Genomic DNA, 13,895 nt, shown 5'->3' with positions numbered 1-13,895 from the left:
CGTTTGCTATACTACGTTTAAGGATAAGAGTTGCAGGGATGCGTTTACCCGTACAAGTATAAACCTCAGGCAAGTATAGGTTTAGTTGTTAACTTAAGGGGGATAAAATAGGGCATTTAATAACGCTATGGAAAGTATCAACGAGCGGACAAACACCCCGGGCTGGCTGTGGGAGACCAGGTGGCAGATTGTCCTTTTGGCGCTTGTTTTGTCGCTGACCTATTTTGTGAACCTGGGCTCCCTGGAGCCGAGTCTGATGGAGGCGCGCAACTTTATCACAGCCCGCGAAATGGTGGGCCACGGCAACTGGCTGGTGCCTACCATGAACGGCTACGTGCGGCTTGCCAAACCACCGCTGCCTACCTGGCTGACGGCTTGGGCAGGACTGGCCGCCGGCAACATCGAAAACCTGGCTGCTTTGCGACTTCCTGCTGCGCTGATGAGTAGTCTGCTCGTTTTCTTTTTCTATGCCCTGGTGCGGCGGCTTACCACCGACAAGCTGCTACCGTTCCTGGCTACCCTCATCCTGGCTACTTCCTGGTTGTTAATCAATATTGGCCGGCAGGGCACCTGGGATATTTACTGCCACAGCTTTATGGTGGGGGCGCTCTGGCTGATGGTAACCGGCTGGCAGCAAAAGAAAGCGGCGTATGGATGGTTTATAGGAGCGGGCCTGCTGCTGGGATGCTCTTTTATAAGCAAGGGCCCTGTGGCATTCTATACCTTGCTGGTGCCTTTTCTGGTGAGTTACAGCTATGGGTATGGCCTCAGGTATGATCACTGGCGGGGGGTGGTGTTACTGGTGCTGGTTTGCGTGGCGGTGAGCGTGACCTGGCCGTTATACATCTACCTGGCCGCCCCCGAGAGTCTTGCCCTTACCGTGCAGAACGAAGGACAAGCCTGGGTGAACCGCCATGTGCAGCCCTTGTGGTACTACTGGAGCTTTCCGGTGCAGTCGGGCATCTGGGCGCTATTGGCAGCGGCCGGCTTGGTGCTGCCCCAGGCCCGGCAGCAGATACAACGCTATGGCAGGTATAAATTTGTGGTGCTTTGGGTGCTGCTTACTGTTTTGCTGCTCTCGCTGCTGCCCGAGAAAAAAGAACGCTACCTGCTACCCGCCATGGTGCCGCTGGCCCTGCTAACGGCTTGTTATGTCCGCTACCTGCTCGACAGTTTTAGCTCCGGCACCGCTACCCGGCTGGACCGCGGACTTGTTCTGACCACTGCACTGCTGTTGGCCGCGGTGGCCTTCGGGTTGCCCGTGGGGTATTACCTGTTTGTTTTGAAAACAGGCGCGGGTAGTGGCCTGCATTTACTGGGAGTTACCGTGGCCGGAGGGTTGGCAGGCATCGCGGTGTTATACTTTGCCAGAACCCGCCAGCTGCTACGCTTTTTAATGGCCGCTGTAGCCCTACACACGCTGGCGCTGCTCGTGATCATTCCCAATTTTGAGGCCGCTACTTTTCCGCCGGGCAGCACGACCACCCTGCAGCAGGTGCGCCAGAAAAAAGCGATCAGAAACCTAGATTTTTATGCTGTTGGGGGCATGAACCCCAAGTATATCTGGGAGGTAGGCAAACCGGTAGATACGCTCAGAATACTAAACAACCGCCTGCAATTGCCCAGCACTCTACCAGCCGTAGTATTTGCCACCGAGCGCCTCACGCAGGCACAAGCCCCCTCCGATAGCATCCGGGTGCAGGCACTGGCTTCCTACACGTATAACCCGAAAGAGCCCGGACAACGCTATTACCTGCATATTCTCTCCAAACCAGTCCCTGCCAGATCCCCGCGCCGGCTACAGACAAGCAAGCAGGAATAGAGCTTAGCCGCCTGAAGCGCCTTAAAACAGCTCATCCGAAGGTGCCGGTAAAAATCTGCTTTAAAAGGGAAGCTATACTTGTCCGGAATAGTAATGAACCTGGACTGGCAATACTGTTTTATTTGCGGGGATTTCGCTGATCGAGAGCACCCCGGTAGGGTAGAGCTGCGTATAAATCCATAGAAAACAGCTTAACATCCAGAAAAGTATAGCAGCCTTTCCTCCGAACCCTATCAATATAAAGTGTGATTAAGTATCTTAGCAGAACGTAACCAGAAACAGTATAAAATCAACTCAGATGAAGATCCTCCGCATTTTTTTCGGCTTCTGCTTTTTCATGTTTGTGCTCTTCACTTACTGGCAGTTCAACGACCCCGATGCCTGGTTCTGGGTTTCGGTGTATGGTGCTGCTACCGTGCTGGTAGGCATGGCTGCCTTCGGGAAGTATAATATTCCGTTGCTGCTGGCAGAGGCGCTCTTTTGTTTTGTAGGATTCGTGTATAAATACCCCAGCTCGGTTTCCGACTGGATAAAGCAGGAATTGCTGCAAAGAGACCTGTCGATGAAGACGTATTCGATGGAGCTGGCCCGCGAGTCATTCGGCGAGCTGATCGTGACCGTGGTGATGCTCATTGCCGTAGCAGCGGCTTTTTATCAGAAGCGTAAAGCGGCAACACCAGTCAACACAAAAGATAAAACAAAGGCAGTAGCCCAGTAGCTACTGCCTTTGTAAGTTTAAGAAGCCTGCTGCGGCATATTCACGGTAGCAGGGCGCAGGTGTGCCAGTATAACCGAGAACACATCGGTAGCGGCTATTTCCTGCGGCAGCTGCCCGGGCCCCTTGCTATAAAGCACCGGCCATTCGCTATTATTTTCCGGCACACGGCCATGCGAGCCTTTCACAAGTTTGGCATTCAGCGGAATAATATCCATCACCATCCGGAAACCCAGCTTTTTCTTCAGCACTTTGCCTGCCACCAGCGGCACCAGGAACTTGATATCAGGGTTGGTAAACAGTTCTACAGGGTCGTAACCGGGCTTTTTATGGATGTCCACCATGCGGGCATAGTCCGGGGCTTTGGCATCATCGAGCCAGAAGTAGTATGTAAACCACGAATCCTTATCAGCCACTGCCACCAGGTCGCCGCATCGCTCGTGTGCCAGTTTATACTTGTTGCGCTCGTCGCCTGCCAGCACTTCCTGCACGCCCGGCAACTGCTGTAGCAGCTGCTTTATTTCGGCTAGTTTGCTTTTGTCGTTCACATACACATGCGCCACCTGGTGGTCGGCCACTGCAAATGCCTGGCTGATGCCGGCATCCAGCAGCTCTGTGCCCCGCTCTTCGCGCACGGCAATGTAGCCATGCTCCCGCAGCACACGGTTCAGGTGCACAGGGTTGCTCACCTCCGAGATCCCGTATTCCGAAAGTAGGATCACCTGGGCACCTTTGGCCTCATAGAAGGTGATCAGGTCCTGGCAAAGGGCATCAATTTCGCGTAGGTCTTTGGCAATGCGCGGGTCCTTGGGGCCAATGCGCTGCAGGTTATAGTCCAGGTGCGGCAGGTAAATGAGCGTGAGGGTCGGGTCATACCACTCATCCGTCAGCTTGGAAGCCTCGGCTATCCATTGGCTAGACTTAATGGTGGTTTTAGGCCCCCAGTAGCTGAAGAGCGGAAACGTGCCCAGTTTCTCCTGCAGCCGGTCGCGCAGCTCAGGTGGCTGGGTGTAGCAGTCGGGCATTTTGCGGCCATCGGCCAGGTACTGCGGGCGCGGCGTGAGCGAGTAATCTGCTTTGGAGTACATATTATACCACCAGCCCATATTGGCGCAGGTAAATGTCGGGTCGGCCGCTTTGGCTACTTCCCATATCTTCTCGGCATGGATCAGCTTGTTGGACTGGCGCCAGAACTTGATTTCGCATTCCTCCTCAAAGTACCAGCCATTGCCCACAATGCCATGTTCTTCGGGCGATTTACCCGTAAGGTAGGTGGCATGGGCCGAGCAGGTAACAGCCGGCACCACCGGGTGCACCAGCGCTCCTTTGGCCTGCGCTGTCCATTTGGTTAAAAACGGGGTGTGTTCGCCCAAAACGGATCGGGTGAGCCCCACAACGTCTATTACAACAGTCTTCTGCATGTTCTTCTTCTATTTTAAAGTTTCCAGCACCCACGCCAGCTCGCGCAGGATGGACTGGTGTAAGGGCTTTTTCATTGCATCCGGCAGCACATCCCAGGTATAGGTCTCTACTTCCAGGTGCTCGGTGAGGTGCTGTTGCTGTAAGAGGGCAAGCACCTGCCGGATATCGTCCTGGGTAGAAAGCAAGCCGTTATAAGTATCGGTAAACAGCGGCACATGAAAGTGCGTGCGCCATTCGCGGGCTTGTGGGTCGCTGATATGTTCCAAAGCCTCAGGCAGATCAGTGTAATGGGTCAGCTGTCCTTCCTGGTTGCGCACCACGACCTGGTGCAGGTACGTGGATTCGGCAAAGGGCGCCAGTCTTGCGGCCACTTCCTGCCGCGCAGCCGCGCTTTCCGGAAGGGTCGCTTTCAGCGCGGCGCTCAGCTGCACTTTCCCGATACGGATGTCATGCGCCTGCAAGGCCGCAAAAACAGCAGCAGGCTTTTCATACACCAGTGCAAAGTGGCATACATCATAGCACAGCTGGATGTGTGTGCGAATCGCTTGGGCCGCTTCTTCCTCGGAGAGGCCGTTTGCCTGAAGCATCTTGATGCCGGCGGGCAGCAGCCAATTGGTATAGAAATTAACGAATTCTTCGGTATTTTCCAGCAGACCGTCCGGCTCCGGCTCTATGTCGATGTGGATCGTTTTGCCGGTCGTGGCTTTGATCGTTTGCAGTTCCGCTACCACCTGTACCATGTGGCGGGTGGCCGTTTCGAAAACGGTTTTTAGTTCGTTTTCACGGTGCCAGGGCTTGTAGGAAAGAGGCGAGGTGGAAATGCCACCTGTTGTTCCTTCCGGAAGCAGGGCCGCCAGGATATGGGCCAGCCGCAAGGTATACGCCACGCGGTCGGCGGTGGTCCAGTCGGGTTTGTGCACGGCATCCTTTACTACCTGATGATGAAAACCGCCGTACGGAAAGCCGTTCATGGTAAAGAGATACAGCCCCTCCTGGCGCAGCCATACCTGGAAGGCAGCCAGCTTTTCGGGTTGCGCAAGCTCTCTGCTGGCCAGGTCGGAGAGGCGCAGGCCAATACCGAAGGGCTTTTCGGGCGATAAATTTTGCTTGAGCGGGGGCAGGTATTCCTGCAGGTTCCGGAAAACTTCTTCCCAGCTTTCGCCGGGGTGAATGTTGGTACAGTAACTTAAATGGTATTTGTTTTCAAGGAGCATGGTTCCGTTTTATACTTGGCAGCCGGTTAGCGGGTGCGGGGGATAGGGATTGAAAATATTATAAGTATACCTGTCGATATTATGAAGTTATACTTGCAGGGCTGCTTTCCGCAGGAAAACAGGAGAAGTCTAAATAGCAGCTTATACTTCTCCTGTCTTCTATTTCAGGTTTTGTTACACGGTTTGTGCCGGCGCTTTTTCCTGTTGTTGTTGGTGGCGTTCCTGCAGCAGCGCAACGGCTTTTGTCAGCAGTGCTTCGTCCATGTGGTGTACTTCCACGCCCTGGCCAATCTTGGTCAGCAGCATAATGGTGAGCTGGCCACCCAGGTGCTCGCGGAACTCGTTAAGCCCGTTGAGAATGAGTAGGCGGTTCTCAGCGCCCGGCGCTTGTTGCGAGAGTTCCGGAATATAGAGGGCAAAGCCCAGGTCGGTGAGTAAGGTCAGAATATCCTCGCATTCTTCCTGGGAGAGCATACCTGCCAGCGTGGCATACACCACATCCAGGGCAATGCCAATGGCTACTGCCTCGCCGTGCCGCAGGTCATAGTTGGTGAGCTGCTCGAGTTTGTGCGCTGCCCAGTGGCCAAAATCCAGCGGGCGCGAGCTGCCCTTCTCGAATGGGTCGCCGCCGCTGATATGCTCCATGTGCATCTGGGCGCAGCGGAAGATCTGGTCCTGCATGGCGCCCATGTCGCGGGCAACCAGTTTGGCGGCATCCTGCCGGATGGAAGTATAAAAAGCCGCATCTTTGATCAGTGCCACTTTTATCGCCTCGGCCATGCCGGCACGCCAGTCGCGGTCTTCAAGCGTCAGTAGAAAATCGCTGTCGTTGATTACGGCAAAAGGCGGCGCGAAGGTGCCCAGGAAATTCTTCTTATGGAAGGCGTTCACGCTGTTCTTCACGCCCACCCCCGAGTCGTTTTGCGAAAGTACTGTGGTCGGGATCCGCACCAGGCGGATGCCCCGGTGGGCAATGGCGGCTGCATAACCGGCCATATCAAGCAAAGCACCGCCTCCAATCGCTACCAGGTAGGAGTGGCGGCAAACACCGAAATCATTCACGGCTTCCAGCAGGTCCTGTACCAGTTGCGGATCGTTTTTGGACGCCTCACCACCCGGTACAACAAGCGGTTTGGCTAACAAGGTGACAGCGCCGGCATGGTGCGTGGCATAAGCTTCGATGTTTTGGACCAGCGAAGGATGCGCAGCCGCCACTCCGCTGTCTATTACGAACAGAAGCTTGCGTGCGGTGGCATGGCCATCCTGCTGCAGCACGTTTACCAGCAGCGGGTTCACCGGCTTAAACAGCCCCTCCGTAAAGTATACGCCGTACTGAAAATGAACCTGAAATGATTGTTGAATTGATCTCATTTTTACCTTAGTTAGCCGTCTTAAGGAGGCTACACATGTTTTGAACAGTCTTTAACTTGCGATAGTTGCAGCTTTGCCCTTAGGTTACAGCAAAGTTCCGGGCAATAAATATAGACACCGGCAGCAGCAGCAATACAATCAGCCCATACCCCCAGCCGGCAAACCCGGCAGCTATACTGGCGTCCATCACGATCAGCGCCAGGATACCTGCTTTTACGGCTTTCCCAATAAGGGAAGGCGCTTTGGTGGGCAGCGCTTTGAACAGTGGCGGGAAAATAAGGAACGCGAAAAGTAGCAGGAACGGCAGGCTGGCCAGCAGATCAAAATCCGGGAGCAGCGAAAGACAGAGAATACTACCGATCACCAGCACATACAGTCCGATGGCTCCTTTCAGCGCTGCCGTATTGCCGCCGTGCACTTCCCCGCGGCTGATCATGGTGATAGCCGAAATGTAAACGATCGGGATCAGGCTCAGGTACCACAACTGGGGCACGGCGGCCGGTACGGCGCTCACCCCCAGCAGCAGATTGCCGCCGCGGCAGGCGCCCATGTTTACGGGGCCCAGTACGTTTTGATGTTTGCCTTTCCAGTCGTAAAGCAAAGCCAGCAGTGCCACTGCTGCAGCAAGTATAGCGCTGAGTACAGACACCTGCCAGGCCGCCACGATGCCGCCGATAAGCAGGATGGCACCCAGTGCCGAGGCGCCTTTTACAGTTACTACACCGCTTGGAATTGGCCGCTCCGGGCGCTCTACGTGGTCCAGCTCGGCATCAAACACATCGTTAAAAACCACGCCGCCGCCGTATAGCCCGATCGTGGAAAGTATAAGCCAGAGCAGCGGCTGTAGGTAGTCCGTCGCCGTTGTTGGGCTGGTAAGAAAAGGGGCCGCCAGCAGCGCGCCCGAAGCAGCAAATCCGAGACAAATATCGGCAATGGCGGTGATGATGTTGGCCGGGCGCATCAACCGCAGGTAAGCACCGGTACGCGTCATCGGATAAGGTTTGAAGGCAGATCGTTTGAAGATTCTATTTCCCCGATCACGGGTGTCTGGCCGCCACGCAGTACGGAGTTATCAGAGAATTTCTCGCGCTGGTCTACTTCGGTATTTTCCAGCCAGTCCGATTCCTGCATCTGCCCGCTCTGACCAAAGGCCGTCAGGGCATTCTGGTAGCACACCATGCGCACATCGGCCTCCAAAATGCCTTTTTCCAGCATCAGGGCAGCTGTTTTAGGCACCGACAGCGGGTCGCTGATGCCCCAGTCGCAGGAGCTGTTCACGATAATGCGCTCTGTGCCATACTGCTTCACGATCTCCACCATGCGCTCGTTGCCCATTTTGGAGTTGGGGTATATGGTAAAGGCGGCCCAGAAACCACGGTCGAGTACGTCTCTTACCGTTTCCTCGTTGTTATGGTCCACGATCACCATGCCCGGGGCAATGTTGTGTTCCAGGCATACTTCCATACTGCGGATGGTACCTGTTTTTTTATCGCGGTGCGGCGTGTGGATCTGCACTGGCATGTTGTTCTCCCGGGCCAGGTCCAGCTGCAGCCGGAAATATTTGTCTTCGGCGGCGGTTTGGTCGTCGTACCCGATCTCGCCTACGCCCACCACGCCTTCCTTGCAGATGTAAAGTGGCAGCAGTTCCATCACTTTCTCAGCCAGGGGCTCGTTGTTGGCTTCCTTGGAGTTGAGGCCAATGGTGCAGTAGTGGCGGATACCGAACTGGCTTGCCCGAAAGCGCTCCCAACCCACCAGGCTGCTGAAGTAATCTTTAAAGGAACCCGCCTCGGTGCGGGGCTGGCCCAGCCAGAAAGCAGGCTCGATCAGGGCAACAATGCCGGCTTGGCGCATGCGCTCGTAATCGTCCGTGGTGCGGGAGGTCATGTGCGCGTGGGGATCTATGAATAGCATTTTGTTGGTGGTCATAAAGGTCTTAAGGAGTATGGTTTGTTCGCGGTTAGGACTGCAGGGCCAGAAGTTCGTTGCCGATCTGGTCCCAGGTCAGTTCACCGGAAGTAATGCGTTCTTTGAGTTGCGGGTGCTCGTCGAGCAAGGCTTTTGCGCCGGAGTGCGTGCTTTGCGAGCAGGCCAGCGCAGCGGCTTGCTGTTGCAGCGGGTCAGGCTGGGCAAACAGCCGCTTGATATCGGGCAGCAGGGCATCATCGATAAACGGCCCCATCGGGCGCCACAGCTCCGGGGAAACCGGCCGCCCGGCAGCCCAGCGCTCGTGTGCATAGTCGGAGAGAATATGGGCCAGTTTGGCGTTGGCGCGCTTGTCAATACCCTGGATGCGGTAAAGCGGCTTGGCCACAAACAAGGTTTTCAGCACCATGTGGTTCCAGGCTTCCTCTTCCAGGTAATCGGCCGGGTACGGCGTATCCAGGGCTACGGCCTCGAACACGTTGCCCATGTTAGAGCGGAAGCCTTCGGCAGCGCGCTTTTTAAAGGCATCAGGGTAGGGCAGGAGCGGCAATGCAGCATACAAGGCAACCAGTTCCCGCATGTCGGCTGAAGTAAACAGCGTTTCGATACGGGTTACAAACGCATCTTTTTTGTCATGCGGCAGGGCCAGCAGCAGCAGCGTGCGGGCAGTTTGGTCCACCGTCCAGTTCGCCAACGTTAATCCTTTGCGGAGTGTTTGCGCTTCAGCGGCCTGTTCCGGAGTTAAATCGAGTGGCGCTTTGCCCATGTAACGGGGCACCGAGCTGAATGCCAGGTAAAGGTCCTTGTCTGCCGTGGAAACTTCGAGTTGTGCCAGCTTTTTTTGGAGCCATTCCATTGCCTCGGGAGTGGCGTTCTGCTGTAACAGGTTCAGTAAAAAGGATTTCGTGCGCGATGGCTCTGCTTGATACTTCTGAAGGTCGGACATGGTGTGTTTATCGGTTTTGCCAACTACTAGCGTAAGTTAGCATTTAGCTATGGAAATAGAAAAATTATCGGCATTAATTGCAAAGTATGCGGGTTTGGCGCACGCATTTGTGCCTGTATACGCGTTGGTTTTGCCACTTTCCCTGGCTTTTAAGCATACTTTGCCTAGGGTATGCTGCCGGAGAATCGGTCTAAAGTACGCAATTTAAGGTTTAAACATTTATTACGCACGCCCTATGTATAAAGTTAAGGTTGAGAGCAGGAATATAGCGTACTCTGAATGTAAGTATGTTTTGCTGTTTGGCTGCGATTTTAGTAGTCGTTAAAGTATAAAATGAGCCTTGGCCCTGGTTCTTGTTTTGGAAGAAAACGGGTGGTAGGATGCTGTTTTGGCTAGATTGGGAGCTGGATGCCGCAGCAGTATAAAAAGCTTGTTACGTCTGCGCGCGTTGCATCGGAATCCGTAAATTTAAGGTATACAAACCAGGCACCTGCCTGCATTCAGACTGATAATTTTGACCAATAGAAGTATGAGCCAACCCTATTCACCCATCGACCCTGCTTTTAAAGATGCCCTGGAAGAACTGATCGCGCAAAAGGCGTATGTGCGTATCCAGTATTTCAGTGATATACGCGAGTTTCTGACCCGCAACGCCTTGCTTAAAGAACTGCACAAGGCGCCTGACGGGGAATACCTGCACCTGGCTACCGGGGAGGAGATCCGACTGGACCGCATCGTACGGATAGGAGACCGGCCGGCACCCGGCTACGATGAAGACTACTTTAAATGTGATGTGCCCTAGCAAAAGGCAGGCATTTATACTATTCCCTTAGCCCTGTCCGGCAAAAAGTACAGGGCCTTATACCTGGCCGGCGCCTTTGCCGCATTAGAAAACCTGCAGGAGCTTTAAAACAAAAAGCCCTCCGCGTGCCCGTGTTTACCGGACCTGCAGAGGGCTAAAAGTATGTGCTTTCTGTTATTTTACCTTCGAAACAGCTTTCAGGGCATTGATCCTGCCATAGCCATAGTATGGATCACGTCCTACTTTGCCAAGGTCATCGGCAGAGGCACGGAGTGCGGCTTCTACCAGTGCAGGATCCATGTTGCCACCGTTCTTGCCGATGATCAGGGCTGCTACGCCGGCTGCATGCGGCGCTGCCATACTGGTACCGGCAGACCAGGTATAGCTGCCGCCATTGGCAAGGCTCAACACCATGTCGAGGGCCCACACATATTGTCTAACACCGGCAACTGTGCCTATTTCGTTTGTAGGGTAAACAAAATCACCGCCCGGCGCTGCGAAATCAATATCAGACGTGCCATAGTTAGAGTAAGAAGCCAGCTTGTCGAGGTTGGTGTTCAGAATATCGTTTGCCCAGCCTGTCGGTCCTGTTGCGGAGATGGAGATCACGTTTGGCGCACCGGTTGGGATGTGAGCCAGCGACTGATCGGTGTTGCCGTTGTTGCCGTCGTTTCCGGCGGAAGCGATCACCGTTACACCATGGCGCGAAGCATAGGTAGTCATTTTGCCGATGGCTACAATCAGTTCCTGCGTTGCTTTGGTATCAGTGATGATTTTGTCGTCCGATGTGTCGTCGGGCGTGCCGTTATCATCCAGGTAGCGGCCGTTGCGTGGCAAAGCAGCGCCAAGGCTCATGTTGATCACATCAGCACCCTGCTGTGTGGCATAGGCTATACCCTGAAGCATCCACGAGAATGAGCCGGAGCCCGCATCGCGCAATACCTTAACAAGTATAAGTTGGGCCTCTGGGGCAATGCCTACTACGCCAATATTGTTATCAATAGCGGCAATAGTACCGGCCGTGTGTGTACCGTGGCTGAATGTTTTTCCGGGAACCGCTACAAATTGCAAGGCTTCCGTTGGAACAAATGATTTGCTGGCAGCAACGTCGATGTTGGCAGCCAGGTCAGGGTGTTTCAGATCAAAACCACTGTCGAGCACGGCCACCCGCACGCCTTTTCCTTTGGCGCCTGTGTTCCAGGCAGCCGGTGCCTGAATGGCGGTTGCGCCCCACTGCAGCGGGAAGTAACGGTTGGTGTTGTAAGCTGCGCCAGCCGACAAATCTACTGCGGTTTCGTCCAGGTCAAGCGTTCTGGCCTGCGGATCGAGCCAGTGGGCATCAAAGTCGTGGATAACAGAACGAACACCGGAGATCTTAGCGGCTTTTGTAGCAAAATCCGGATCGGCGGAGGTAACGGCGGCAAGGCCGGCTTCTGCCATCAGGCTGGTTACTTCGCCGTTAGCTGCGCTGATCTTGTTGGCAATACCGGCAGGCAACGCATCGCCGGAAGCAATAACGATGTAATTTCTGGCGCGCAGGGTTATGGTCGGCATGCCGGTATCGGCAGTGGCGGCGGCAGCGCGGGCTTCAGCCATGGTAGCGTCTGGTGCCAGTTCCTGTTCCTGGCCGCAGCCGAACAACATGCCGGCAAGAGCGAAAGCCAGCGGATAAACGAGTTTAGGCGTAAAGGTCATGTTAGCCATACAATGTTTGGTTAAGGTTAAATTTGTTAAAAGCAAAAGTTATAGAAAAAGGTATTATTGTTCTATCCTCCGGATGTACTGCTTAACCCAACGATTGAGGCGAATAGTTCCGGTGCAAACGGGTGCAACAGGTTAAAGATGTAGTTTTTACAGAACTCTTGTCACTATTAATGGTAAGTGGATGCTTTTATTGGGTGAAAGTATTTAAATAGAAAGGAGACAATGATTTGATCTGTAGGGTATAAACCCGGTAATGGAATTTTTAAATGCAATTAGCTGATAACCTGTGTTTTATTGCTTTTTGCTGCTTCCGGACGGAATGGCCACCTGGCACCGTACAATAGCAGGGCGCCGCTGACGTAATCCCGGAGATAGTATAGCTCCTGCTGCAGAGACATCCTTCTACTTCTTTTCAAATACTTTTATACTTGCCGGTAGTAACGTATTGCCTTACACCGAAGCCAGGTATAGCAGGGGCTTCATTTAGTTTTATTTTTACTTATGTTACCTAGTTAATATGCGCAAAGAGGTGAAGCAGAATAGGTTAACTCCGCGAAAGTACCTTAGCAAAGCCTTTCTGGACCTGAAAACCGATCGCGCCTCGATGGAGCAGTTCAAAAGCGCCTTGCAGACCCTGTGGGATAGTATAAACCTAAACGAAACCGAGGAACATGCCAATAATTACTTGTGCTGTTTTATAAAGTGTAATTATTATGATAAGTACAGGCAGATACAAAAGGCATAACTGTTCTGATAATCTATACTGTAATCTTCTAAACAGAGAAGTTTCGGACCGTCTGTTTCTCCAAGTAAAGTTGGTTTAACCTAACCACAATAAGTAACTGAATAAACTCATAGCATGCGTACCAATCCCAGGCGCATTTCGAGACCTCCTGCAATAGTTCGAGACCAGGGTTATGGCCTTAATCACATCAAGTATAAAACAAAAAGCGCCTGTTTACACAAACAGGCGCTTTTTGTTTTATGAGCAGGCTTATTGCCTACCGGTTAATTAATGCTTGTCATCGTTCTTATCCTTGTCAACATCTACCGTTTTGGTGTCTTTGGTTGTGTCGGTTTCTACCTTTGTTTCTGTTACTTCATACTCAGATGGAACAGAGTCTTTCGCGATCACTTTTTTGTTATCGCCAGCATCACTGTCAGTTGTTTTATTAGTGTCGCAGGCAACCAGCGACAGGGAAGAAAACAGAACGGCACTTGCTAAGATTATCTTTTTCATGGTTTTTTCTTGTTTTAAAGTACGTTTGGTAATGCGTTAATAACTTAAAGCTTATACCATTTTAAGCAATACTTCTCCTATTACGAAAATAGTATATTAAAAGATTTAATATTTTAATCCGCTCAAAAACAGCATTCACGGTATTTGTGTATAAATTTAAATACATTAAATAGGATTGCCGTACAAAAGGACTAATGCAAATTTGTAATCGTGGTTGGTTATGATCGTATTAAACGCGCCGAATTTTACTGTGGCCCTGCAGCAGGAATATGTCACGATCAGGCATTGTGCCGAAGAAAACTTTATCTGGAACGAATGGCGCGGAGCCATTCCCAGCCAACAGCTCCGCGAAGCCATGTTCTTTTCCTGCGAGTTCATCATAGCCCATAATATCGAGTTTATACTTGCCGATTTCAGCAAGATGAACGCGCCCGCCTTCGAAGACCAGGTATGGATCGCCAACCGGTCTGCCGCAATATTGCAGCACAGCAAGCTGAAGCGGGTGGCCAACGTGCTGGCTATGGATATTTTCGAGCAGCTGGCCATCGAATCAATTTACGAGATGGCCTCTGAAATACCGCTTCCGTGCCAGTACCGCGACTTCATATCCGAGCAGGATGCTCTGGAATGGCTGGTGGCCCCACAGCACGCCCACAGCGAAGCCCCCGAGATTGTGTAACCCTGCTTAGCTAACCATTGTGTATAACTTCCATGAGATATAATCGGGCGCTGC

General features: G+C 52.9%; 13 protein-coding genes. 5 read left to right on the top strand and 8 right to left on the bottom strand.

The features are described 5' to 3' along the window. The first annotated feature begins 127 nt into the window (after positions 1-127). Complete coding sequence (locus LWL52_RS11665; RefSeq protein WP_242919988.1) at positions 128-1,822, top strand: ArnT family glycosyltransferase; 1,695 nt, start codon at positions 128-130, stop codon at positions 1,820-1,822. A gap of 298 nt (positions 1,823-2,120) precedes the next feature. Then, a complete protein-coding gene (locus LWL52_RS11660; protein WP_242919986.1) occupies positions 2,121-2,540 on the top strand; it encodes a transmembrane 220 family protein in 420 nt (139 codons plus the stop codon). Positions 2,541-2,557: 17 nt separating this feature from the next. On the opposite strand, the gene LWL52_RS11655 is transcribed toward LWL52_RS11660, so the two are convergent. The 6 genes from LWL52_RS11655 to LWL52_RS11630 all read right to left on the bottom strand — a co-directional run bounded on the left by LWL52_RS11655 (position 2,558) and on the right by LWL52_RS11630 (position 9,416). After that, positions 2,558-3,958, bottom strand: coding sequence for an alkaline phosphatase family protein (locus LWL52_RS11655; RefSeq protein WP_242919984.1), 1,401 nt, complete (start codon positions 3,956-3,958; stop codon positions 2,558-2,560). Between the two features lie 9 nt (positions 3,959-3,967). After that, on the bottom strand, positions 3,968-5,173 hold the full coding sequence (gene eboE / locus LWL52_RS11650; protein WP_242919982.1) for a metabolite traffic protein EboE: 1,206 nt from the start codon (positions 5,171-5,173) through the stop codon (positions 3,968-3,970). Between the two features lie 174 nt (positions 5,174-5,347). Then, a complete protein-coding gene (locus LWL52_RS11645; protein ID WP_242919980.1) occupies positions 5,348-6,544 on the bottom strand; it encodes a 3-dehydroquinate synthase in 1,197 nt (398 codons plus the stop codon). Positions 6,545-6,623: 79 nt separating this feature from the next. Further along, on the bottom strand, positions 6,624-7,535 hold the full coding sequence (gene eboC, locus LWL52_RS11640) for a UbiA-like protein EboC (RefSeq protein ID WP_242919978.1): 912 nt from the start codon (positions 7,533-7,535) through the stop codon (positions 6,624-6,626). Beyond that, entirely contained in the window at positions 7,532-8,458 is a 927-nt protein-coding gene (locus LWL52_RS11635) for a TatD family hydrolase (RefSeq protein ID WP_242919976.1), read from the bottom strand. The genes eboC and LWL52_RS11635 overlap by 4 nt, the downstream gene beginning before the upstream one ends. A gap of 46 nt (positions 8,459-8,504) precedes the next feature. Next, the gene (locus LWL52_RS11630) at positions 8,505-9,416 is read right to left on the bottom strand and encodes an EboA domain-containing protein (RefSeq protein WP_242919974.1); all 912 of its coding nucleotides are present in this window, start codon (positions 9,414-9,416) and stop codon (positions 8,505-8,507) included. A 529-nt stretch (positions 9,417-9,945) separates the two neighbouring features. Here LWL52_RS11630 and LWL52_RS11625 point away from each other — a divergent pair. After that, on the top strand, positions 9,946-10,218 hold the full coding sequence (locus LWL52_RS11625; RefSeq protein WP_242919972.1) for a hypothetical protein: 273 nt from the start codon (positions 9,946-9,948) through the stop codon (positions 10,216-10,218). Between the two features lie 174 nt (positions 10,219-10,392). On the opposite strand, the gene LWL52_RS11620 is transcribed toward LWL52_RS11625, so the two are convergent. Next, the gene (locus LWL52_RS11620; RefSeq protein WP_242919970.1) at positions 10,393-11,922 is read right to left on the bottom strand and encodes a S8 family peptidase; all 1,530 of its coding nucleotides are present in this window, start codon (positions 11,920-11,922) and stop codon (positions 10,393-10,395) included. Between the two features lie 517 nt (positions 11,923-12,439). Between LWL52_RS11620 and LWL52_RS20715 the strand changes: the two genes are divergently transcribed. Beyond that, entirely contained in the window at positions 12,440-12,667 is a 228-nt protein-coding gene (locus LWL52_RS20715) for a DUF7149 domain-containing protein (protein ID WP_437179345.1), read from the top strand. Positions 12,668-12,934: 267 nt separating this feature from the next. Here LWL52_RS20715 and LWL52_RS11615 read toward each other — a convergent pair whose 3' ends face one another. Next, the gene (locus LWL52_RS11615; RefSeq protein ID WP_242919968.1) at positions 12,935-13,162 is read right to left on the bottom strand and encodes a hypothetical protein; all 228 of its coding nucleotides are present in this window, start codon (positions 13,160-13,162) and stop codon (positions 12,935-12,937) included. Positions 13,163-13,382: 220 nt separating this feature from the next. Between LWL52_RS11615 and LWL52_RS11610 the strand changes: the two genes are divergently transcribed. Then, positions 13,383-13,841 (top strand): hypothetical protein, encoded by a 459-nt coding sequence (locus LWL52_RS11610; RefSeq protein WP_242919966.1) that lies wholly within the window; start codon positions 13,383-13,385, stop codon positions 13,839-13,841. Positions 13,842-13,895 lie beyond the last annotated feature (54 nt).

It is taken from the genome of Pontibacter liquoris (genome assembly GCF_022758235.1).
In the GTDB taxonomy this organism is placed as follows: Bacteria; Bacteroidota; Bacteroidia; order Cytophagales; family Hymenobacteraceae; genus Pontibacter; species Pontibacter liquoris.
The sequence above is the reverse complement of the archived record's forward strand: the minus strand, read 5'-3'. Positions and strand labels throughout refer to the sequence as shown.

Bases quoted from the DNA above. Each gene is read 5' to 3' on its own strand.
- LWL52_RS20715 (WP_437179345.1), top strand. From the start codon at position 12,440: ATGCGCAAAGAGGTGAAGCAGAATAGGTTAACTCCGCGAAAGTACCTT.
- LWL52_RS11615 (WP_242919968.1), bottom strand. From the start codon at position 13,162: ATGAAAAAGATAATCTTAGCAAGTGCCGTTCTGTTTTCTTCCCTGTCG.
- LWL52_RS11645 (WP_242919980.1), bottom strand. From the start codon at position 6,544: ATGAGATCAATTCAACAATCATTTCAGGTTCATTTTCAGTACGGCGTA.
- eboE (WP_242919982.1), bottom strand. From the start codon at position 5,173: ATGCTCCTTGAAAACAAATACCATTTAAGTTACTGTACCAACATTCAC.
- LWL52_RS11630 (WP_242919974.1), bottom strand. From the start codon at position 9,416: ATGTCCGACCTTCAGAAGTATCAAGCAGAGCCATCGCGCACGAAATCC.
- LWL52_RS11660 (WP_242919986.1), top strand. From the start codon at position 2,121: ATGAAGATCCTCCGCATTTTTTTCGGCTTCTGCTTTTTCATGTTTGTG.
- LWL52_RS11610 (WP_242919966.1), top strand. From the start codon at position 13,383: ATGATCGTATTAAACGCGCCGAATTTTACTGTGGCCCTGCAGCAGGAA.
- eboC (WP_242919978.1), bottom strand. From the start codon at position 7,535: ATGACGCGTACCGGTGCTTACCTGCGGTTGATGCGCCCGGCCAACATC.
- LWL52_RS11665 (WP_242919988.1), top strand. From the start codon at position 128: ATGGAAAGTATCAACGAGCGGACAAACACCCCGGGCTGGCTGTGGGAG.
- LWL52_RS11620 (WP_242919970.1), bottom strand. From the start codon at position 11,922: ATGGCTAACATGACCTTTACGCCTAAACTCGTTTATCCGCTGGCTTTC.
- LWL52_RS11655 (WP_242919984.1), bottom strand. From the start codon at position 3,958: ATGCAGAAGACTGTTGTAATAGACGTTGTGGGGCTCACCCGATCCGTT.
- LWL52_RS11625 (WP_242919972.1), top strand. From the start codon at position 9,946: ATGAGCCAACCCTATTCACCCATCGACCCTGCTTTTAAAGATGCCCTG.
- LWL52_RS11635 (WP_242919976.1), bottom strand. From the start codon at position 8,458: ATGCTATTCATAGATCCCCACGCGCACATGACCTCCCGCACCACGGAC.